Here is a 20756-nt window from a genome sequence, read left to right as displayed (position 1 = left end):
AGTGGGTGGTGGGGGAGTGAGCACACCACAAACTAAAAACTCCTAAAGGTTAAAAGTCGTGAAAAATTGATGTTATGCAGAATTAAGTAAGGAGTTGAGAAGGATGCCAACGAAGAAATATAATCCTACCTCTCCGGCAAGAAGGTTTATGACTGTTTCTACATTTGAAGAGTTATCAAAGGTAGAGCCAGAAAAATCTTTGCTTGAACCTCTAAAAAAGACAGCCGGCAGAAACGCATATGGTAGGATCACGGTACGTCACAGAGGTGGCGGGGTTAAGAGAAAATATAGAATTATTGATTTTAAGAGAGATAAAGATGGTGTTCCAGCAACAGTATTAACAATTGAGTACGATCCGAACAGGACCGCAAATATTGCTCTTGTACAATATGAAGATGGTGAAAAGAGATATATTATTGCTCCTTTGGGATTAAATGTTGGTGACACCGTACTATCCGGACAGGGTGCAGATATTAAACCTGGAAATACCTTATTATTAAGTGATATCCCGGTGGGTACATTAATACACAATATCGAATTGAAGCCCGGAAAAGGAGCTCAATTAGTTAGAGCCGCCGGTAATGCAGCACAGTTAATGGCAAAAGAAGGAGATTATGCACAGGTTAGATTACCTTCCGGTGAAGTGAGAATGATTAGATTGAACTGCAAGGCTACAATCGGCCAAGTAGGAAATCTTGATCATGAAAATATCTCTATCGGTAAAGCAGGAAGAAAAAGACACATGGGCTGGAGGCCAACCGTCCGAGGCGTTGTAATGAATCCTGTTGATCATCCTCATGGTGGTGGAGAAGGCAAGTCACCTATAGGGAGACCAAGCCCGGTTACTCCTTGGGGTAAACCTGCTCTTGGATATAAGACCAGAAAGAAAAAGAACAAGTCCGATAAGTTTATTATTAAGAGAAGAAATGCGAAATAATATAGTGGGTAATGTGTGGTGGGTAGTGGCTAAATTACTATCAACCACGATCCATGAACCACGAACTATTTGTGGAAGGAGGCATTGGAATGGGTAGATCGCTAAAAAAAGGACCTTATGTTGATGAGAAGCTGTTAGCGAGAATAGAAGACATGAATAAGGCTGGAGAAAAGAAGGTTTTGAAAACCTGGTCCAGAAGTTCTACAATATTTCCTGAAATGGTTGGACATACAATTGCAGTACATGACGGTAGAAAACATGTTCCTGTATATATTACTGAGGATATGGTTGGACATAAGTTAGGGGAGTTTGCTCCAACCAGGACCTTCAAAGGACATGCAGGAGAAAAAGCGTCAGGAGTACGCTAATTTATAGTAAGCAATGGATTTTATGAAAGGAGGAATCACTCGTGGAAGCTAGGGCAGTACTTAGATATGCAAGAATATCACCAAGAAAAGCTAAGATTGTAATAGATTTAATTCGAAATAAGCCTGTAGGAGTAGCTTTGGCAATTTTAAAGCACACTCCGAAAGCAGCTTCAGAATTACTTGAAAAATTATTAAAATCTGCCATTGCAAATGCAGAAAATAACCATGAGATGGATGTTGACAAATTATATATTGCTGAAGCTTATGCAAACCAGGGACCAACGCTCAAGAGGATTATGCCGAGGGCTCAGGGAAGAGCATACAGAATCAGGAAAAGAACAAGTCATATTACTTTAGTGTTGAAGGAAAAGGAATAATCGAAAAGGAGGTTAGGTAATGGGTCAGAAGGTAAATCCACATGGCTTAAGAGTCGGTATCATTAAAGACTGGGATTCCAAATGGTATGCAAACGATAATGTTTTTGCTGATAACCTGGTAGAAGACTTTAAAGTGAGAAAGTTCATCAAGAAAGCACTTTTTGCAGCCGGTGTTTCAAAAATTGAAATTGAGAGAGCAGCAAACAGAGTTAAAGTAAATATCCATGCTGCAAAACCTGGAATTATTATCGGTAGAGGTGGCGCTGAAATAGACAAACTTAAGCAGCAGCTCGAAAACATGATAGGAAAAAGTGTTTCTGTAAATATTATCGAAATAAAAGTTCCTGAATTGGATGCACAGTTAGTAGCAGAAAATATTGCTGCACAACTGGAAAGAAGAATTTCTTTTAGAAAAGCTATGAAGCAGGTAATGGCCAGAGCAATGAAGTTAGGAGCTAAAGGTATTAAGACATCTGTTGCAGGCCGTTTAGGCGGTGCTGAAATAGCAAGAACAGAACATTACCATGAAGGTACTATTCCTTTACAGACTTTAAGAGCAGATATAGACTATGGTTTCTGGGAAGCAGATACCACCTACGGAAAACTGGGCGTAAAAGTCTGGATATATAAAGGGGAGGTCCTTCCTGAAAGCAAAAAGGCAAATCGCGAGGAAGGAGGAAAATAATAATGTTATTGCCTAAGAGAGTAAAATATAGAAGAGTACAAAGAGGTCGAATGAAAGGTAAAGCGACCAGAGGTAATACAATTTCTTATGGTGATTTCGGATTACAAGCATTGGAACCAGCTTGGATTACAAGCAACCAAATAGAGGCTGCCAGAATAGCAATGACCCGTTATATTAAAAGAGGCGGTAAAGTTTGGATTAAAATATTCCCTGATAAGCCGGTTACTGAAAAACCTGCTGAAACTCGTATGGGTAGCGGTAAAGGATCTCCGGAATATTGGGTAGCTGTTGTTAAGCCAGGAAGGATTATGTTCGAAATAGGCGGAGTTTCAGAAGAAATTGCCAGAGAGGCAATGAGATTAGCGATGCACAAACTTCCTATCAAATGCAAGTTTGTTGCTCGTGAGAAGGAAGAAATGGGTGGTGAAGACAATGAAGGCTAATAAAGTGCGGGAATTAACATCAGCTGAATTACAGCAAAAGTTGTCAGAACTAAAAGCTGAGCTATTCAACTTGAGGTTTCAGCACGCAACAAATCAGCTGGAAAACCCCATGAGAATTAAAGAGGTCAAAAGGTCTATTGCTAGAGTTAAAACCATCCTTCGTGAAAGAGAATTGAAGGAATCCGTTTAAGAAGGCTTGAAAGGAGGTAGTTTCTGTGAGCGAAAGAGGCAACAGAAAAGTTAGAATCGGCAGGGTCGTTAGCGATAAAATGGATAAAACAATTGTTGTTGCTATTGAAGGTAATGTGAAGCACCCGCTTTACGGTAAAATTGTTAAAAGAACTTATAAGCTGAAAGCTCATGATGAAAATAATGAGTGCGGTATTGGAGATAGGGTTAAAGTAATGGAGACAAGACCGTTAAGTAAAGATAAAAGATGGAGATTGGTTGAAATCGTTGAAAAAGCGAAGTAAGATTTGCTCGAAAGGAGGATATACCGATGATTCAACAGCAAACACTTTTAAAGGTAGCTGACAACACAGGGGCAAAGGAACTTATGTGTATTAGAGTATTAGGCGGATCTAAGAGAAGATATGCCAATATTGGTGATGTAATCATTGCTTCTGTTAAAAAAGCAACACCCGGTGGAGTTGTTAAAAAAGGTGATGTTGTTAAAGCAGTTGTTGTTAGATCTGTAAAAGGTTTAAGAAGACCTGACGGTTCATATATAAGATTTGACGAAAATGCAGCAGTAATTATCAGGGATGATAAGAACCCAAGAGGTACCCGTATCTTTGGTCCTGTTGCAAGAGAATTAAGAGACCAGGAATATATGAAGATATTATCATTAGCCCCAGAAGTACTGTAGTTAAGGAGGTGGCACAATTGGCTATTAATAAAGTACATGTAAAAAAAGGTGATACTGTACTGGTCCTTTCCGGTAAGGATAAAGGTAAAAAAGGCAAGGTATTAACTGTTTTTCCTAAAGAGGGTAAGGTTATTGTTGAAGGCGTAAATATGGCTACCAAGCATACTAAACCTAGAAGACAAGGTCAGACTGGTGGTATTGTCCATCAGGAAGCTCCAATCTATGCAGCAAAAGTTATGCATGTATGCAATAAATGTCATAAGCCTACCCGTCTTGCAAAGAAAATTTTAGACAACGGTGACAAGGTAAGATATTGCAAACACTGCGGTGAGGTATTTAACGACTAAGCTTTTCTCGAAAGGAGGTAAATTCAGATGGCAAGATTAAAAGATAAATATATAAACGAAGTTGCACCTGCACTTATGAAGAAGTTCAACTATAAAAGCCCTATGCAGATTCCTAAGTTAGAAAAAATTGTTATTAATATGGGTGTAGGGGAAGCAAGGGAAAATCCAAAAGCATTGGATGCAGCTGTTAATGAACTGGCAGCAATTACAGGTCAAAAACCTGCTATTACCAAAGCAAAAAAATCAGTAGCGTCCTTTAAAGTGAGACAAGGGATGAATATAGGTTGTAAGGTAACATTAAGAAATGACAAGATGTATGAATTCCTTGACAGATTATTTAATGTAGCGTTACCAAGAGTTAGAGACTTCAGAGGCATAAATCCGAATGCATTTGATGGAAGAGGAAACTATGCTTTGGGAATTAAAGAACAGCTTATTTTCCCGGAAATTGAATATGATAAAGTTGATAAAGTAAGAGGTATGGATATTATATTTGTTACTACAGCAAAAACCGATGAAGAAGCAAAAGAATTGCTTACTCTTATGGGTGCGCCATTCCAACGTAGCTGAGAGGAGGGAAATGTGTGGCAAAAAAAGCGATGATTTTAAAGCAACAAAGAAAACCTAAATTCAGCACAAGAGCGTACAACAGGTGCAGAATTTGTGGAAGACCCCACGCTTATCTTAGAAAATTTGGTATCTGCCGTATTTGCTTTAGAGAATTAGCCTATAAGGGGCAAATTCCTGGAGTTAAGAAGGCTAGTTGGTAAAAGGGAGACTATGGAAGGAGGTAGGACAAATGCAGATAACCGATCCAATTGCAGATATGTTAACCCGTATCAGAAATGCGAATTCTGCGAAACATGAATCAGTAGATGTTCCAGCTTCTAACTTAAAGAAGGCTGTTGCAGATATATTGCTTGAAGAAGGATATATTAAAAATTACGAGCTTATTGAAGATGGCAAACAGGGTATACTCAGAATAAATCTGAAATATGGAGCTAATAAGGAAAAGGTTATTACCGGCCTTAGAAGAATCAGTAAACCCGGTTTAAGAGTTTATGCCGGCAAAGATGAACTCCCTAAAGTTCTTGGCGGATTAGGGATAGCAATTATCTCTACATCTAAAGGCGTAATGACCGACAAGAAAGCCAGGAAAGAAGGAGTAGGCGGAGAAGTACTGGCGTTCATTTGGTAGGCTGCAGTAAGAAGTTTAAGGAGGTGTGAAAAGTGTCAAGAATAGGAAGAATGCCAATTGCCATACCTAACGGTGTAGATGTTAAAGTTGACGGCAATAACGTTGTTACTGTTAAGGGACCTAAGGGTACACTTAACAAACAACTTCATAAAGATATGATTATAAAACTTGAAAATGGAAATGTAGTGGTGCAAAGACCATCCGATGAAAAAGGACATAAGGCACTGCACGGATTGACAAGGACACTGATCGCTAATATGGTGGAAGGTGTCACCAAGGGATTTGAAAAAGCACTTGAAATCAACGGCGTTGGTTACAGGGCACAAAAACAAGGTAAAAAACTGGTACTGTCCTTAGGATATTCACATCCTGTGGAAATGGAAGAACCGGCTGGAATTACCATAGAAGTTCCTGCGCCTAACAAGATTGTCGTAAAAGGTGCAGACAAACAGGCGGTAGGCGAATTTGCTGCAAAAATCAGAACCAAGCGAGAACCTGAACCATATAAGGGCAAAGGTATCAAGTATGAAACAGAAGTAATCAGACGTAAAGAAGGTAAGACTGGCGGTAAAGGCAAGAAGTAGGAGAGGAGTGATTAGCAGTGATAAATAAGCCAAACAGTAATATTGCAAGGCTTAGACGTCATGAAAGGGTACGGAAGAGAGTATTTGGAACTGCGGAGCGCCCAAGATTGAATGTTTACAGAAGTCTTAAAAATATATATGCGCAAATTATTGATGATGAAGCGGGGACTACTCTGGTAGCTGCTTCTACGTTAGATGAGGCTTTGAAGGATTTACCATACGGCGGTAATAAAGAAGCTGCAAGAGAGGTTGGCAAGCTGGTTGCTAAAAAAGCTTTGGAAAAAGGTATCACAAAAGTTGTTTTTGACAGAGGCGGATACCTTTATCATGGAAGAGTGGCAGAACTGGCTGAAGGAGCCAGAGAAGGCGGACTAGAATTTTAATAAAGGAGGGACATTATGGCACAGCGCATAGACGCAAGCACATTGGATTTAAAAGAAAAGGTTGTAAATATAAGCCGTGTAGCGAAAGTTGTTAAAGGTGGTAGAACCTTTAGATTCAGTGCACTGGTAGTAGTGGGAGATGAAAATGGTCATGTAGGCTGCGGCATGGGGAAGGCAGCTGAAATTCCGGATGCTATTAGAAAAGGAATTGAAGATGCCAAGAAAAATCTTATTAATGTTCCATTGGTTGATACTACAATCCCCCACGAAATTATTGGTGAGTTTGGAGCCGGTAGTGTCTTACTAAAGCCGGCTGGCCCAGGTACTGGAGTTATTGCCGGCGGACCGGTCAGAGCAGTGTTGGAGCTCGCAGGTATTAGAGATATCAGAACAAAATCTTTAGGTTCCAATAACCCAAGAAACATGGTAAATGCAACCATCAACGGTTTGAGTCAGCTTAAAAGAGCTGAAGAAGTTGCAAGACTCAGAGGTAAAACCGTAGAAGAACTGTTAGGTTAGGAGGGGACTTAATTGGCTAAACTTAAGATCACATTAACCAAAAGCATTATTGGTCGTAAGGAAGATCAAATTGCAACGGTGAGAGCTTTAGGCCTTAAAAAGATTAGAGATGTAGTAGAGCATGAAGATACCCCGCAAGTCAGAGGTATGGTAAATAAAGTTTCACATTTGGTGAATGTAGAAGAAATATAAACCAGAGGGAGGTGTAGCAAATGAAATTGTTTGAGTTACAGCCTGCACCAGGCTCAAAGAAAAAACCCATGAGAAAAGGAAGAGGTCATGGTTCAGGAAATGGTAAAACTGCCGGAAGAGGTCATAAAGGCCAAAAGGCTCGTGCCGGCGGAGGAGTAAGACCTGGATTTGAAGGTGGACAAATGCCATTGCACAGACGTATTCCTAAAAGAGGGTTTACCAATATATTTGCTAAAGAATTCGTTGAAATAAACGTTTCAGATCTTGACAGATTTGATAACGGAACTGTGGTAACTCCTGAGCTGCTTAAAGAGTCAGGGGTAATTAGGAAGATAAAAGACGGCGTAGTAGTTCTCGGCAGAGGAGAATTGACGAAAAACCTCACTGTAAAAGCAAGCAGGTTCAGCAAGTCAGCTGCCGAAAAAATAGAAGCGGCAGGAGGAAAGGTTGAGGTGATGTAATGTGTTTGACATCTTGAGAAATGCCTGGAAAATACCTGATTTGAGGAAAAGGATATTATACACTATAATGCTGTTGGTAGTATTTCGTCTCGGATCATTTATTCCTGTACCAGGAATGGACAAAACAGCATTACAGCAGTTAATAGGTAACAACAATTCCCTATTTGGATTTTTGGATACACTCACAGGCGGTGCTTTTGGTAATGCAACCATATTTGCCATGAGCATAACACCTTACATCAACGCATCAATCATTATGCAGCTATTAACAGTTGCAATACCTGCCCTTGAGCAGTTGGCTAAGGAAGGCGAAGAAGGAAGAAAGAAAATTGCACAGTTCACAAGATATGGTACTGTCATCCTTGGATTTATTCAGGCTACCGGCTTATATTTTGGTCTAAGCGGGGCGATAGTAAAACCGGGAATTCTTTCTTATATTACAATTACACTTACGTTTACTGCAGGTACTGCTTTTTTAATGTGGCTGGGTGAACAAATTACTGAAAAGGGCATAGGAAACGGTATATCACTGCTTATTTTTGCAGGTATCGTTTCAAGAGGCCCTGCAATGGTTAGAGCGTTATATGCTAACTATATTAATAAGAATTTGAATATATTTACATTAATTCTATTTATAGTATTCGCTCTAGCTGTAGTAGCAGTGGTTGTCATTATGAACCAGGCTGAAAGAAGAATTCCGGTACAGTATGCGAAGAGAGTAGTTGGAAGAAAAATGTACGGTGGACAAAGTACACACATACCTATTAAGGTAAGTATGGCAGGGGTTATTCCAATTATCTTTGCGATGTCCATTATGACATTCCCTTCCACCATTGCACAATTTTTTGCTCAACCGGCACCAGGAACCTTCTGGCGGGGATTTTTGGATTTTATCTCTCCAAGTTCATGGTTCTATGGTACATTTTACTTTATATTAATTATTTTCTTTACTTATTTCTATACAGCTATCTATTTTAATCCGATAGAAATAGCAAATAATATGAAGAAAAACGGAGGCTTTATCCCAGGTATCAGGCCGGGAAAGCCAACTTCCGACTATATTAACAAAGTTCTTTCAAGAATAACTCTGACCGGAGCAATCTTTTTAGGCTTAATTGCCGTGCTTCCGATATTTATTAACTACGGAGTAAAGTTAGGCGGGTTAGCAATCGGTGGTACCAGCTTACTGATCGTTGTTAGCGTTGCTCTGGAAACTGTGAAGCAAATGGAATCTCAAATGTTAATGAGACACTATAAAGGTTTCCTTGAATAATATAAGGTAGAAATGGGGGAAAGGAAATGAGGCTGATTATATTAGGTGCACCAGGGGCTGGAAAAGGAACGCAAGCCGAGGTACTTTCAAAGAAGTTAGATATTCCCACGATTTCTACCGGTGAGATTATCCGGAATGCCATACGTCAGGGGACGGATTTGGGAAAAGAAGCAAAGCAATATATTGATAGAGGGTTGCTTGTTCCTGACGATGTAGTCATAGAAATCGTAAAGGACAGATTAACTCAAGATGATTGCAAAAACGGCTTTATTCTGGACGGATTTCCTCGAACCGTTCCTCAAGCCGATGCATTAACTAAAATGGGTGTAACGATTGATAAAGTCTTAAGTATAGAAGTAGCCGAAGAAAAGATAGTTGAAAGAATTTCTGGAAGAAGGCAGTGTAGTAAGTGTGGGGCAACCTACCATATTGTCTATAAGCCTTCAAAAGAGGAAAATATATGCGACTTGTGTGGTGGCGAACTTATTATGCGGCAGGACGATGCGCCTGAAACAGTTAAAAACAGGCTGAAAGTTTACCATGAACAGACTGAACCTCTTAAAGACTACTATCAAAGCAAAGGGTTACTTGTTGTAGCATATGGACAAGAAGAAGTAGCAGATACAACCAAAGAAGTACTTAAGGCACTTGGAGTAGTGTAAGATGATAACTGTTAAAGCCGCTCAGGAAATTGAATACATGAGGAAAGCCGGGCGAATTGTAGCTGAAACCCATGATCTTTTGGAGAAGGCTATTCGACCTGGCATTACAACTGAAGAGCTGGATAGTATCGCAGAGGAATATATTAGGAGTCAAGGTGCTATTCCATCCTTTAAAGGCTATAATGGATTTCCGGCGAGTATATGTGCCTCTGTTAATGCAGAAGTAGTTCATGGTATTCCAAGTTTAAACAAGTTAAAAGATGGCGATATTATTAGTATAGATATCGGTGTAATGTACAAAGGATATCATGGTGATGCAGCACGAACTCATCCGGTAGGTAATATCTCTGAAGAAGCTAAGAGATTAATAAAGGTAACACGGGAAAGCTTTTACAAAGGCGTTAAATACGCAGTAGAAGGAAATAGATTATCTGATATTTCATCAGCTATTCAAAAATATGTGGAACAGCATGGGTATTCAGTAGTACGGGATTTTGTAGGACATGGGATTGGACAAAATATGCATGAAGAGCCGCAAATCCCAAACTATGGCCCTCCCGGAAGGGGGCCGAGATTACTTGCTGGAATGACCCTGGCGATTGAACCAATGGTAAATATGGGTAAACATCATGTGAAAATTTTACCTAACCGTTGGACAGTTGTTACAGTCGACGGAAGTCTATCTGCTCATTATGAACATACCGTTGCTATTACGAAAGGGTATCCAGAGATACTGACCGGTACCTGATGATAAAATCGGCAGAGGTGATATAAGTGGATATATGTCCTGGACAAATAGTATATTCAACGGCTGGAAGGGACAAAGGGAGATATTTTATCGTTATAGAGCAGATAGATGAAAATTACGTCTATATATGCGATGGAGATATCAGACGGTTTGAAAAACCAAAGAAAAAAAAGGTTAAGCATTTGCGGTTTACTGGAAAAGATGCGCAATACATTAAAGATAAACTCGACAAAATGCAAAAAGTTAGCAATTCTGAGATAAGAAAAAGCTTAAAAGCTTTTTTGGAGGAATCGGAAAGTGAAAACGGAATCGTATAGTCGCGGTTAAAGGAGGTTTTTTCCTTGGCAAAAGAAGATGTCATAGAAGTAGAAGGAAAAGTAATTGAAGCGTTGCCCAATGCAATGTTTCAGGTGGAGTTAGAAAACGGACACAGGATACTTGCTCATATATCCGGTAAACTGAGAATGAATTTTATCAGAATTCTTCCGGGAGACAAGGTTACTGTTGAACTTTCTCCTTACGACTTAACCCGTGGAAGGATTACATGGAGAGCGAAGTAGCAGGTGTTCAAAGGAGGGATTGCGGTGAAAGTAAGACCATCTGTTAAACCAATATGTGAAAAATGTAAGATTATAAAACGAAAAGGAAGAATAATGGTAATTTGTGAAAACCCTAAGCATAAACAAAAACAGGGCTGAGCAAATTGGGAATTGACAATTGAGAATTGACAATTGTCAATTAGTGCTGTAATAATATAAGAGTATATTGTATGTCCTTATATATGATATACTCTAATAGTTATTTTACTGTATATAATTTGTTAAGTGCGGCTGCATGGTTCTGTAACAAGAATTATGACTTAACAATTATATAATATACAATTTAGAAATGTAATTTGGTTACCATTAGATTATTAGGTAATAGTGGATAATATTTTAATTATTATTCATTATTAATTGTTAATTGTTCATTATAATTTGGGAGGTGTAAAATAGAATGGCGAGAATCGCTGGTGTTGATTTACCAAGAGAAAAGCGAGTTGAAATTGGATTAACTTATATATTTGGCATTGGTCGAAAAAGATCAAATGAAATTCTTGCAAAAACAGGTATTAATCCGGATACAAGAGTAAGAGACCTTACTGACGATGAGATTGCAAAACTGAGAGAAGAAATTGATAAAAACTATAAGGTTGAAGGTGACTTGAGACGGCAAATTGCGCTTGACATTAAGAGACTTATTGAAATTGGATGTTATAGAGGTTACAGACATAGAAGAGGACTTCCGGTAAGAGGGCAAAGGACAAAGACAAATGCCAGAACACGAAAGGGTCCAAAGAGAACAGTTGCAGGTAAGAAGAAGTAAAAGGAGGGAATAGAAAAGAATGGCTAAAGCGACTACTAAAAGAGCTACACGTAAACGTCGTGAGCGTAAGAATATTGAACGTGGTGCTGCACATATTCGGTCAACATTCAATAATACTATTGTGACTATTACTGATATTGCGGGCAATGCAATTTCTTGGGCTAGTGCCGGTGGATTGGGTTTTAAAGGATCAAGAAAAAGCACACCTTTTGCTGCACAGATGGCAGCAGAAGCAGCAGCTAAATCTGCTATGGAGCATGGACTAAAGACAGTTGAAGTTTATGTAAAAGGTCCTGGTGCTGGAAGAGAAGCTGCAATAAGAGCACTGCAGGCTGCGGGGCTGGAAGTTAACTTAATAAAAGATGTTACCCCAATTCCTCACAATGGTTGCAGACCACCAAAGAGAAGAAGAGTTTAATGGAGGTGTGAATATAGATGGCAAGATATACTGGAGCAGTATGCAGACTTTGCCGTAGAGAAGGCCAAAAATTATTTCTCAAAGGTGAAAGATGTTATACTGATAAGTGTGCGGTTGCAAGGAGATCCTATGCGCCAGGACAACACGGCCAAAACAGGAAGAAGCTTTCTGAATACGGTATTCAGTTAAGAGAAAAACAAAAGGCTAGAAGATACTATGGAGTATTGGAAAGCCAGTTTGAAAAATATTTTGAAATGGCTAGCAAGAAAAAAGGTATTACCGGTGAAAATCTGTTACAAATTCTTGAAAGCAGATTGGATAACGTTGTTTATAGATTAGGTCTTGCTACATCCAGAGCAGAAGCAAGACAATTGGTTAGACATGGTCATTTCAATGTTAACGGTGCAAGAGTAAACATCCCTTCCTACCTTGTGAAAGAAGGAGATGTCATCTCTGTAAGAGAAAAGAGCAGAAACTCTGAAAGGTTTAAGTCAATACTAGAAACAACTGAGGGAAAAGTTGTTCCTAAGTGGCTGGATATGAACAGGGATGCTCTTGAAGCAAAGGTTGTAAATCTTGCTACCAGAGAAGATATTGACCTGCCAATAGAAGAGCACTTAATTGTTGAGTTGTATTCTAAGTAATAAGTAGTGGGTAGTGGATAGTGGGTAATATTTCCCAAAATCCTTCCCTCATACTTAGAAACATGTAAAAATATAGAACGCAGATGGCAAAGAATCATATGCCATTTAGCCAAAATAGATCAGTTGCCCTCGGAAAATCATAGGAATATCAAACTGGCAGTCTGGGGAGGGTTAAAAATGATAGAAATTGAAAAGCCAAAGATAGAGTGTGTCGAAATCAGTGAAAACGGCACATATGGGAAATACGTCATTGAACCTCTTGAGAGGGGATACGGCACAACACTTGGAAATTCATTAAGAAGGATTCTTTTATCATCTTTGCCTGGGGTAGCAGCAACATCAGTAAAAATTGATGGAGTATTGCATGAATTTTCAACAATTCCAGGTGTGAAGGAAGATGTGACGGAAATTATTCTTAATGTTAAAAATCTTGCAGCAAAGCTTCATTCTGATGGTCCAAAGGTAGTGTACATTGAACATGAAGGCGAGGGAGAAGTCAAGGCAGGAGATATTAAAGTTGATGCAGATGTTGAAATTTTGAATCCTGACCTTCATATTGCAACTTTAAACGAAGATGCAAAGCTATATATGGAAATAACCCTAAATAGAGGCAGAGGGTATGTTTCAGCTGAGAAGAACAAATTTCCCGGCCAGCCGATAGGATTAATACCTGTTGATTCAATATATACTCCTGTGCATAAGGTTAACTACACTGTAGAAAATACACGCGTAGGGCAGGTTACAGATTATGATAAGTTAACCTTAGAGGTTTGGACTAATGGAACAATTAAGCCGGATGAAGCAATAAGCCTTGGGGCTAAAATTTTAAGCGAGCATCTGAACTTGTTTATTGATCTTTCTGACCATGCAAGAAATACAGAAATAATGGTTGAAAAGGAAGAAACAAAGAAAGAAAAAGTTCTGGAAATGACTATCGAGGAACTTGACCTATCAGTAAGATCCTACAACTGTCTAAAGCGTGCCGGTATTAACACTGTAGAGGATCTTATCAATAGAAGCGAAGAAGATATGATGAAGGTAAGAAATCTGGGTAGAAAATCCCTTGAAGAGGTAATTCAGAAGTTGGAAGCACTAGGATTGAGCCTTGCGCCAAATGAAGAATAGTATCATAGTTCATAGTTAACTGTTCACAGTTCACAGACTTTGTTCTAAAAAAGTAAGTGAACCGTGAACTGTGAACCGTGACCTCTTATTATGTTAATTTTGAATTATCAATGATTTACTATTAGGTTTATAAGAAAACGGCAAAGGAGGTATATAGATTATGCCTGGTACAAGAAAGTTAGGTCGTCCAACTGACCATAGGATAGCAATGTTAAGAAATCTTGTTACTTCTGTTTTAGAGCATGGCAGAATAGAAACCACAGAAGCCAGGGCAAAAGAAGTGAGAAGCATGACTGAAAAAATGATAACACTAGGTAAAGAAGGCTCACTTCATGCTAGAAGACAGGCACTTGCATATATTACTAAAGAAGACGTAGTAAAAAAACTGTTTGATGAAATCGCGCCGAAGTATGCAGACAGACAGGGTGGTTACACCAGAGTAATTAAAATGGGTCCCAGAAGAGGGGACGCAGCCGAAATGGCGATAATTGAGTTAGTATAATAGTTCGGAGTTCGGAGTTAATAAAATCTTTAACAAGAAATTATCTTCAAACTCTGAACTTTTGATTGTAGACTAACTATAATGATAAGCAGGGTATTGAACATATAATTAATTTTGTTTAATACCCTGCTTTCGTTTTAGAATTATTTCAATATATTGACGTAAAATAATGATAATGATAAAATTAGTCCGAGCTATTAAGGAGGACTATACATGTGGATTGCAGATGACTGGAAAGATTATGAATTAATAGATACCGGGGATGGTGAAAAGCTGGAGCGGTGGGGGGCATACATATTGCGGCGTCCTGACCCTCAGGTAATTTGGCCGTTAAAGTTAGAAAAAGGTGCATGGAATAAAGTACACGGGCATTATCACAGGAGCAGCAGCGGAGGAGGTAAATGGGAATTCTTTAGCAAGCTGCCTGAAAGGTGGAGTATAACTTATGGGGATTTATCCTTTTATATTAAGCCAATGGGGTTTAAACATACAGGGTTATTTCCAGAACAGGCAGTAAATTGGAAATGGTTTATGAATAAAATCCAATCAAGCCCAAAACCTGTCCGGGTTTTAAATTTATTTGCTTATACCGGCGGTGCCACTGTAGCAGCAGCTTATGCAGGAGCAGAAGTCTGCCATGTAGATGCAGCAAAAGGGATGGTGGGATGGGCAAAGGAAAACTTAGCCCTTTCCAATCTTGCTGACCGTCCGGTGCGGTTTATTGTAGATGATGTTCTAAAATTTGTACAAAGGGAGATACGAAGAGGACGTCAATATGAAGCAATCATCATGGACCCACCGTCTTATGGGCGGGGACCTAATGGAGAGGTATGGAAAATTGAAGATGAATTATTTAGCCTTGTGCAAGAATGCATGAAGGTGCTGTCTTCAAAACCATTATTTTTCCTTATAAATTCCTATACAACAGGACTTGCCCCAACAGTTCTTAAAAACATACTTACTTTATCAGTAGGTGAAAAATACGGAGGGAAAATAACTTCTGATGAGATAGGCCTACCAATCTCGCAATCAGGACTTATACTTCCATGTGGTGCTTCAGGACGATGGGAAGCATAAAAACAAAATTAAAATTTGGGTAAACAATAAAAAGAGGATTAGAAGACCTAATCCTCTTTTATTATCATTAATTATTTGATAGAATTCTCGTATTGAGCAATCATTTTCTTAACCATTTGTCCACCAACAGAACCGGCTTGTCTTGCAGTGATGTCACCGTTATAACCTTGTTTTAAAGTAACACCAACTTCACTAGCTGCTTCCATCTTAAATCTTTCCAATGCAGCTCCAGCCTGTGGGACTAAATGTCTGTTTCTTGCCATTATCTTTCATCTCCTTATTGTATATATTAATTTTAATTATTAAGGTGATACTGTTATTATTTTGTACCGTTCTAAAATTAATATGCTGGAAATGCTAGCGTATGATGCCAGGTGCTTACAGAAAATCAATGAAACGACAATAATAAGACAAAATAAGTAGAGCTAATTAGCTCTGAGTCCCTAATTATATATAAGTATTACTAAATACTTTACATTGTCTATTTTAGTTCACGGTTCACGGTTCACAGGATTTTCTTGGCTAATTTCTGTGAACTGAGAACTGTGAACCGTGAACTAAATAACAATAATGTAACATACTTAGTGTTATATATATATATTATATTTTATAATTAAATTTTATATCGTTTGTTTCAAAAGTTCTGCCTTTCAAATAATTTAATATTCCTCCATCTTCAAAGGCAAATACAATCTTATACGCCCATAAGGCTTGATATTTTGCTTTAAATTGACGATTAAACTGCCTGTCTCCATATTTGTCATCTCCAAGTATAGGATGTCCAATATAGGCCATATGGGCACGAATTTGGTGTGTTCTTCCGGTGACCAGTTCAACTTCCACACGACTTATATCTTGTCCAGCAGACAAAACTTTATACCGGGTAATAATAGTTAGAGATCCTTTTATTGGAATATCTGTGATATATACCTGGCTTTTATGTTCATTTTTTACAAGAAAATGTCTTAATTCTCCCTGCCTTGGTGAAGGACAGCCCTTAACGATGCACTGGTAATATTTTTTAATTTCCCTGTTTTTAATCTTCTCCAGCATAATTTTCAAGGCTTCTGGTGTTTTGGCTATAATGACAATACCACCTGTATAATGATCTAATCTATGACAAAGGGCAGGAGCAAAACTACCCGGTTTTTCAGGTTTATATTCACCCTTTTGCTGCAGGTAACGGGTAGCAACATCAATAAGAGTATCTTCACCCTCATTCTTATCAGGGTGTACGGAAATCCCTGGCTGCTTGTTAACTAACAACAAGTGTTGATCTTCGTATACAATTTGTATAGGAATAGGATCTTTGCTTCTATCTTCACCCGCAAAAGATCCATACAAAATCTCATCTTTTATGTATATAGTGAGCTGATCACCTGTTTGCAGCAAAATATTTTCATTAATTTTTACACCATTGATGCGTATATCCTTTTTACGAAGGGCTTTATATATCGCACTCATGGGCAGGTTAGGGAATTTATCCTTAAGAAATCTATCTAATTTTTTTTGATGATAATCCTGAGGTACGGTAATAGTTATCATGCTGTAGCTCCTTTTTAAAAAGTTCGGGGTTCGGAGTTTGGAGCGCGAAGTTGTTATCAAGCTTGCTCACTAAAATCCGATTTTAGTTTGGTCAAATTATTCTGGCAATATTATATATTAATTTTAATTACTAATACAATTTGTTTACAAAAAAATTATCATTGTCACTTAGAGTGCAAAATTATGAATAGATCACCAGTCTCAATAAAAAGATTAAAACTTCGAATAAAGCGTATGATGAAAAAGAGGTTTTAAAAAAACTATTTTTATATTGCGCAAAATGCAGTATAATATATAATTAGTGTATTAATAAATTAAATATCAAGAGAGGTTTTATAATGGAAGAAATGATTAACACCATTAACGTGGATTATTCATATAGTCATGAGGAAGATCAAAAAATAGAGCTGGTGCTCAATCATGTTAATTTGAAAATAGATAAAGGAGAATTTGTTACTATTCTTGGGCATAACGGGTCAGGTAAATCAACACTGGCCAAACATTTTAATGCACTTTTGCTGCCGGCTGGAGGGACAGTTTTTGTCAAGCATATGGATACTTCGGAAATAAGCCATAGGTGGGATATAAGACAAACAGTAGGAATGGTATTTCAAAATCCGGATAACCAAATTGTAGCAACTGTTGTTGAAGAAGATGTGGCTTTTGGACCTGAAAATCTGGGTATTCCGCCGACTGAAATTAGAGAAAGAGTAGATTATGCATTGAAAGTGGTGGATATGTATGAATATAGAAAACATGCTCCTCACCTGCTTTCCGGGGGACAAAAACAGAGGATAGCCATTGCAGGGGTTATTGCCATGAAGCCGGAGTGTATTGTTCTTGATGAGCCTACAGCTATGTTGGACCCCATAGGAAGAAGGGAAGTAATTACAACCATAAAAAAATTAAACAGGGATGAGGGTATCACGGTAGTGCTTATTACGCATTATATGGATGAAGCAGTGGAGTCGGACAGAATAGTAGTGATGGAAAAAGGCAATATAATTATGGATGGGAAGCCAAAAGAAGTATTTAGTCAGGTGGAAAAGCTTAAGACTGTCGGGTTGGACGTACCTCAGGTAACCGAACTGGCATATGAACTGCGTAAGTACGGGATAGAAATGAATCAAGATGTATTGACAGTGGATGAATGTGTAGATGAACTTATTCGTTTAATTCAAAATTGAGAATGGAGAATTGAGAATTATAAATAAGATTTAAAAAAATTATTAATGTCTATAAAAAATACTTTACCATCGAAATTTATAATTCTAACTATTTTCTTTGCATTTTTTATTTTTCATTCTCAATTATCAATTCTCAATTCAATTAATTGGGGGAATTATAATGTCAATAAAAATTGAAAACTTAAACTATATATATATGCCTGGTAGTCCTTTTGAGAAGCAGGCGTTAAGAAACGTGAGTCTCGAAATTAAAAAAGGTGAATTTATAGGATTAATAGGTCATACCGGTTCGGGAAAGTCTACACTTGTACAGCATCTGAACGGGCTTCTTAGACCTACAGGTGGCAAAATCTATATTAATGACATAGAGATTACGAAAAAAAAAGTAAACCTTAAAGAAATAAGAAGTAAGGTTGGTCTTGTTTTTCAATACCCTGAGCATCAACTGTTTGAAGAAACAGTATATAAAGATATTGCCTTTGGACCTGCCAATATGGACCTTACAGAAGATGAGATACAAAAAAGAGTACATGAAGCACTAAACATTGTTGGATTAAGCAGTAGTATATTGGACAAATCGCCCTTTGAATTGTCAGGAGGACAAAAACGAAGGGTTGCCATAGCCGGTGTGCTGGCGATGAAACCTGAAATACTGGTGTTGGATGAACCTACAGCAGGATTGGATCCTGCAGGAAGGGATGAAATATTGTTTCAGATAAAAGCACTTCATACAAAACTGGGAATGACAGTAATATTGGTTTCCCACAGTATGGAAGATATAGCACGTCTGGTGGATAGAATAATAGTAATGCATAAAGGCTGTGTAGCAATGACTGGTACACCGGGAGAAGTGTTTAAAAGAGGAGAGGAATTGGAGACAATGGGATTATCCATTCCACAAATCACTCATGTAATAAACAAGTTAAGAAGAGAGGGAATCAAAATCAGAGATGACATTTTTACTGTTCATCAGGCAAAAAAAGAATTGCTGAGGTTATTGGGCAGTGCAGGATGTAAAACGGAGGAAGCGAAATGATAAGAGATATAACACTAGGTCAGTATTTTCCGGGGGAGTCGGTAATACATAGATTAGACCCCAGAATAAAAATTATTTTAACATTACTTTACATTGCGGCATTATTCATGATTAAAAATTTTACCGGCTATATTATTTTTGCGGCTTTTACTTTTCAGGTAATACATATGTCTACTGTTCCAGTTAAATATGTGTTTAGGGGATTGAAGCCTCTCATATTTATTATCATACTAACTGCATTTATTAATATGTTTATGACCGGTGGAACGACACTATTTATTATTGGCCCTTTGAGGGCAACCCATCAGGGATTGGAAATGGCAGTATTGATGACACTAAGATTACTTTTTTTAATTATCGGTACGTCCTTGCTTACTTTTACTACATCTCCGATATTACTTACTGATGGTATAGAAAAGCTGCTAAACCCCTTTAAAAAGATAGGAGTACCGGCCCATGAGCTGGCAATGATGATGACCATCGCACTGCGATTTATTCCCACGCTTTTAGAAGAAACGGATAAAATCATGAAGGCCCAGATGGCCAGAGGAGCAGACTTTGAGAGCGGAAATTTGTTAAAACGGGCAAAAGGTCTGGTTCCTTTACTGGTGCCACTATTTATCAGCGCTTTCAGGAGAGCCGATGAACTGGCAATCGCAATGGAATCCCGTTGCTACCGCGGCGGAGACCAGAGAACAAGGATGAAACAGCTTGAACTACACAATAGAGATTATATTGCACTGGCGATTGTGATTGGGCTGATGATAGTATTGTTTTTTGTGAGGGGATTGAGATATTAATGTGAAAATAGTGGGGAGTGGACAGTGGGGAGTAAAACCGAAACCACTAAAAAAGTGCTTGCTTGGTCAGTGTGCGACATGGGGACGGTTCTTCAGTCGCATGAAAGCGCATTCGACAGACGAACCGTTCCCATGTCGCATAAGTCGCAGCCCTTCTTCCTGCTGAACCGGATTTTTTCAGTGGTTTTAGATTTGTTCCTCTGAAAGGTGGATATGGTTTGAGAAATTTGATGCTTACAATAGAATATGACGGAACCAACTATCACGGCTGGCAGCGGCAGGATAATGCTGTGACGGTACAGGAAATGCTGGAAAAGTCACTAAAAAAAATCACCAAAGAAGATATTACTGTTACCGGCTGCAGCCGGACTGATACAGGGGTTCATGCACTAGCGTTTGTATGTAACTTCTATACGCAAAGTAATATTCCGGTGGACAAGCTGCCCTATGCATTAAACAGCATTCTTCCGGATGATATTGTTGCGCTGGAATGTAAAGAAGTTCCGCAGGAATTTCACGCCCGCTACTGGGCGAAAGGGAAAAAATACAGGTACAGAGTTATTAATAGAGCTTTCCCCTCGGCGTTCGAGAGAAATTATGCTTGCCATTGGCCATATCCTTTAGATATTAATTTAATGAAAGCAGCGGCTCAATTTTTTATCGGAGAGCACGACTTTAAGGCGTTTATGGCTTCTGGAAGCTCGATAAAGGATACGGTAAGAAATATATACAGCCTGACAGTCGAACAGAAGGACAATGAGGTTATTATTGAGATATCAGGGAATGGATTTCTCTATAATATGGTAAGAATTATATCAGGAACGCTTTTGTACGTGGGCAATGGAAAGATTAGTGTTGAACAAATTTCAGATATAATCAAAGCAGGTGATAGACGAAAAGCGGGAATTACTGCTCCGCCTCAAGGTTTATTCCTGGTGGAAGTTTACTATTAACGGTAGAGCATTGCAGGCGGTTTTGATAAAAGCAATACTTGCAACAGGTTAATTTATAG

The 20756-nt window shown here is 38.5% G+C and carries 35 protein-coding genes; 33 read left to right on the top strand and 2 right to left on the bottom strand.

From position 1 onward, the window contains the following. The first annotated feature begins 103 nt into the window (after nucleotides 1–103). The 29 genes from rplB to CIB29_RS08700 all read left to right on the top strand — a co-directional run bounded on the left by rplB (nucleotide 104) and on the right by CIB29_RS08700 (nucleotide 15176). A complete protein-coding gene (gene rplB, locus CIB29_RS08840; protein WP_094548833.1) occupies nucleotides 104–937 on the top strand; it encodes a 50S ribosomal protein L2 in 834 nt (277 codons plus the stop codon). Between the two features lie 89 nt (nucleotides 938–1026). Continuing rightward, entirely contained in the window at nucleotides 1027–1305 is a 279-nt protein-coding gene (rpsS, locus tag CIB29_RS08835) for a 30S ribosomal protein S19 (RefSeq protein ID WP_094548831.1), read from the top strand. A 41-nt stretch (nucleotides 1306–1346) separates the two neighbouring features. Then, nucleotides 1347–1682 (top strand): 50S ribosomal protein L22, encoded by a 336-nt coding sequence (gene rplV, locus CIB29_RS08830; RefSeq protein ID WP_094548829.1) that lies wholly within the window; start codon nucleotides 1347–1349, stop codon nucleotides 1680–1682. A 19-nt stretch (nucleotides 1683–1701) separates the two neighbouring features. Further along, nucleotides 1702–2367, top strand: coding sequence for a 30S ribosomal protein S3 (gene rpsC / locus CIB29_RS08825; protein WP_094548827.1), 666 nt, complete (start codon nucleotides 1702–1704; stop codon nucleotides 2365–2367). Between the two features lie 2 nt (nucleotides 2368–2369). Then, nucleotides 2370–2810 carry a 50S ribosomal protein L16 gene (rplP, locus tag CIB29_RS08820; RefSeq protein WP_094548825.1) on the top strand — a complete coding sequence of 147 codons (441 nt, stop codon included), beginning with the start codon at nucleotides 2370–2372 and terminating at the stop codon, nucleotides 2808–2810. Further along, the gene (gene rpmC, locus CIB29_RS08815; protein ID WP_094548823.1) at nucleotides 2800–3000 is read left to right on the top strand and encodes a 50S ribosomal protein L29; all 201 of its coding nucleotides are present in this window, start codon (nucleotides 2800–2802) and stop codon (nucleotides 2998–3000) included. The genes rplP and rpmC overlap by 11 nt, the downstream gene beginning before the upstream one ends. A gap of 25 nt (nucleotides 3001–3025) precedes the next feature. Continuing rightward, nucleotides 3026–3283, top strand: a complete 258-nt coding sequence (rpsQ, locus tag CIB29_RS08810) for a 30S ribosomal protein S17 (RefSeq protein WP_094548821.1) — start codon at nucleotides 3026–3028, stop codon at nucleotides 3281–3283. 26 nt (nucleotides 3284–3309) lie between these two features. Then, nucleotides 3310–3678 carry a 50S ribosomal protein L14 gene (gene rplN / locus CIB29_RS08805; RefSeq protein WP_094548819.1) on the top strand — a complete coding sequence of 123 codons (369 nt, stop codon included), beginning with the start codon at nucleotides 3310–3312 and terminating at the stop codon, nucleotides 3676–3678. A gap of 23 nt (nucleotides 3679–3701) precedes the next feature. Next, nucleotides 3702–4025, top strand: coding sequence for a 50S ribosomal protein L24 (gene rplX / locus CIB29_RS08800; RefSeq protein WP_198543823.1), 324 nt, complete (start codon nucleotides 3702–3704; stop codon nucleotides 4023–4025). Between the two features lie 27 nt (nucleotides 4026–4052). Continuing rightward, on the top strand, nucleotides 4053–4595 hold the full coding sequence (rplE, locus tag CIB29_RS08795; protein ID WP_094548815.1) for a 50S ribosomal protein L5: 543 nt from the start codon (nucleotides 4053–4055) through the stop codon (nucleotides 4593–4595). 14 nt (nucleotides 4596–4609) lie between these two features. After that, nucleotides 4610–4795: a type Z 30S ribosomal protein S14 gene (locus tag CIB29_RS08790; RefSeq protein WP_094548813.1), complete on the top strand. Its 186-nt coding sequence runs from the start codon at nucleotides 4610–4612 to the stop codon at nucleotides 4793–4795. 29 nt (nucleotides 4796–4824) lie between these two features. Further along, nucleotides 4825–5223 (top strand): 30S ribosomal protein S8, encoded by a 399-nt coding sequence (rpsH, locus tag CIB29_RS08785; protein ID WP_094548811.1) that lies wholly within the window; start codon nucleotides 4825–4827, stop codon nucleotides 5221–5223. A gap of 32 nt (nucleotides 5224–5255) precedes the next feature. Then, entirely contained in the window at nucleotides 5256–5807 is a 552-nt protein-coding gene (rplF, locus tag CIB29_RS08780; RefSeq protein ID WP_094548809.1) for a 50S ribosomal protein L6, read from the top strand. Nucleotides 5808–5824: 17 nt separating this feature from the next. After that, on the top strand, nucleotides 5825–6190 hold the full coding sequence (gene rplR / locus CIB29_RS08775) for a 50S ribosomal protein L18 (protein WP_094548808.1): 366 nt from the start codon (nucleotides 5825–5827) through the stop codon (nucleotides 6188–6190). A gap of 15 nt (nucleotides 6191–6205) precedes the next feature. Beyond that, entirely contained in the window at nucleotides 6206–6709 is a 504-nt protein-coding gene (gene rpsE, locus CIB29_RS08770) for a 30S ribosomal protein S5 (protein ID WP_094548806.1), read from the top strand. 12 nt (nucleotides 6710–6721) lie between these two features. Next, entirely contained in the window at nucleotides 6722–6901 is a 180-nt protein-coding gene (gene rpmD, locus CIB29_RS08765; RefSeq protein WP_094548804.1) for a 50S ribosomal protein L30, read from the top strand. A gap of 20 nt (nucleotides 6902–6921) precedes the next feature. Next, nucleotides 6922–7362 carry a 50S ribosomal protein L15 gene (rplO, locus tag CIB29_RS08760; RefSeq protein WP_094548802.1) on the top strand — a complete coding sequence of 147 codons (441 nt, stop codon included), beginning with the start codon at nucleotides 6922–6924 and terminating at the stop codon, nucleotides 7360–7362. A 1-nt stretch (nucleotide 7363) separates the two neighbouring features. Further along, nucleotides 7364–8635: a preprotein translocase subunit SecY gene (secY, locus tag CIB29_RS08755; protein WP_094548800.1), complete on the top strand. Its 1272-nt coding sequence runs from the start codon at nucleotides 7364–7366 to the stop codon at nucleotides 8633–8635. A 26-nt stretch (nucleotides 8636–8661) separates the two neighbouring features. Then, nucleotides 8662–9297, top strand: coding sequence for an adenylate kinase (locus tag CIB29_RS08750; RefSeq protein ID WP_094548798.1), 636 nt, complete (start codon nucleotides 8662–8664; stop codon nucleotides 9295–9297). 1 nt (nucleotide 9298) lies between these two features. Beyond that, on the top strand, nucleotides 9299–10045 hold the full coding sequence (gene map / locus CIB29_RS08745) for a type I methionyl aminopeptidase (protein WP_094548796.1): 747 nt from the start codon (nucleotides 9299–9301) through the stop codon (nucleotides 10043–10045). Nucleotides 10046–10071: 26 nt separating this feature from the next. Next, the gene (locus CIB29_RS08740) at nucleotides 10072–10362 is read left to right on the top strand and encodes a KOW domain-containing RNA-binding protein (protein WP_198543810.1); all 291 of its coding nucleotides are present in this window, start codon (nucleotides 10072–10074) and stop codon (nucleotides 10360–10362) included. Between the two features lie 24 nt (nucleotides 10363–10386). Further along, a complete protein-coding gene (gene infA, locus CIB29_RS08735; RefSeq protein ID WP_094548794.1) occupies nucleotides 10387–10605 on the top strand; it encodes a translation initiation factor IF-1 in 219 nt (72 codons plus the stop codon). Nucleotides 10606–10629: 24 nt separating this feature from the next. After that, a complete protein-coding gene (gene rpmJ / locus CIB29_RS08730) occupies nucleotides 10630–10743 on the top strand; it encodes a 50S ribosomal protein L36 (protein WP_094548792.1) in 114 nt (37 codons plus the stop codon). Nucleotides 10744–11041: 298 nt separating this feature from the next. Continuing rightward, nucleotides 11042–11410, top strand: coding sequence for a 30S ribosomal protein S13 (gene rpsM / locus CIB29_RS08725; protein ID WP_094548790.1), 369 nt, complete (start codon nucleotides 11042–11044; stop codon nucleotides 11408–11410). A gap of 19 nt (nucleotides 11411–11429) precedes the next feature. Continuing rightward, on the top strand, nucleotides 11430–11828 hold the full coding sequence (gene rpsK, locus CIB29_RS08720; RefSeq protein WP_094548788.1) for a 30S ribosomal protein S11: 399 nt from the start codon (nucleotides 11430–11432) through the stop codon (nucleotides 11826–11828). Between the two features lie 17 nt (nucleotides 11829–11845). Then, a complete protein-coding gene (gene rpsD / locus CIB29_RS08715; protein ID WP_094548786.1) occupies nucleotides 11846–12472 on the top strand; it encodes a 30S ribosomal protein S4 in 627 nt (208 codons plus the stop codon). Nucleotides 12473–12649: 177 nt separating this feature from the next. Further along, nucleotides 12650–13597 carry a DNA-directed RNA polymerase subunit alpha gene (locus tag CIB29_RS08710; RefSeq protein ID WP_094548784.1) on the top strand — a complete coding sequence of 316 codons (948 nt, stop codon included), beginning with the start codon at nucleotides 12650–12652 and terminating at the stop codon, nucleotides 13595–13597. A gap of 160 nt (nucleotides 13598–13757) precedes the next feature. Next, on the top strand, nucleotides 13758–14099 hold the full coding sequence (gene rplQ, locus CIB29_RS08705; RefSeq protein ID WP_094548782.1) for a 50S ribosomal protein L17: 342 nt from the start codon (nucleotides 13758–13760) through the stop codon (nucleotides 14097–14099). A gap of 213 nt (nucleotides 14100–14312) precedes the next feature. Continuing rightward, complete coding sequence (locus CIB29_RS08700) at nucleotides 14313–15176, top strand: class I SAM-dependent methyltransferase (RefSeq protein ID WP_094548780.1); 864 nt, start codon at nucleotides 14313–14315, stop codon at nucleotides 15174–15176. A 71-nt stretch (nucleotides 15177–15247) separates the two neighbouring features. Here CIB29_RS08700 and CIB29_RS08695 read toward each other — a convergent pair whose 3' ends face one another. Next, on the bottom strand, nucleotides 15248–15439 hold the full coding sequence (locus CIB29_RS08695) for an alpha/beta-type small acid-soluble spore protein (RefSeq protein WP_094548778.1): 192 nt from the start codon (nucleotides 15437–15439) through the stop codon (nucleotides 15248–15250). Nucleotides 15440–15776: 337 nt separating this feature from the next. Beyond that, nucleotides 15777–16721: an RluA family pseudouridine synthase gene (locus CIB29_RS08690; protein WP_094548776.1), complete on the bottom strand. Its 945-nt coding sequence runs from the start codon at nucleotides 16719–16721 to the stop codon at nucleotides 15777–15779. A 338-nt stretch (nucleotides 16722–17059) separates the two neighbouring features. Between CIB29_RS08690 and CIB29_RS08685 the strand changes: the two genes are divergently transcribed. The 4 genes from CIB29_RS08685 to truA all read left to right on the top strand — a co-directional run bounded on the left by CIB29_RS08685 (nucleotide 17060) and on the right by truA (nucleotide 20697). Then, nucleotides 17060–17908, top strand: coding sequence for an energy-coupling factor transporter ATPase (locus CIB29_RS08685; RefSeq protein WP_094548774.1), 849 nt, complete (start codon nucleotides 17060–17062; stop codon nucleotides 17906–17908). A gap of 160 nt (nucleotides 17909–18068) precedes the next feature. Beyond that, nucleotides 18069–18944 carry an energy-coupling factor transporter ATPase gene (locus CIB29_RS08680; RefSeq protein ID WP_094548772.1) on the top strand — a complete coding sequence of 292 codons (876 nt, stop codon included), beginning with the start codon at nucleotides 18069–18071 and terminating at the stop codon, nucleotides 18942–18944. Further along, entirely contained in the window at nucleotides 18941–19744 is an 804-nt protein-coding gene (locus tag CIB29_RS08675) for an energy-coupling factor transporter transmembrane component T family protein (protein WP_094548770.1), read from the top strand. The genes CIB29_RS08680 and CIB29_RS08675 overlap by 4 nt, the downstream gene beginning before the upstream one ends. Before the next feature lie 218 nt (nucleotides 19745–19962). Next, the gene (gene truA, locus CIB29_RS08670) at nucleotides 19963–20697 is read left to right on the top strand and encodes a tRNA pseudouridine(38-40) synthase TruA (RefSeq protein WP_094548768.1); all 735 of its coding nucleotides are present in this window, start codon (nucleotides 19963–19965) and stop codon (nucleotides 20695–20697) included. Nucleotides 20698–20756 lie beyond the last annotated feature (59 nt).

The sequence above is a fragment of the Petroclostridium xylanilyticum genome, assembly GCF_002252565.1.
GTDB classification, from domain to species: Bacteria; Bacillota; Clostridia; order SK-Y3; family SK-Y3; genus Petroclostridium; species Petroclostridium xylanilyticum.
This window is presented reverse-complemented; position numbering and strand designations above follow the sequence as displayed.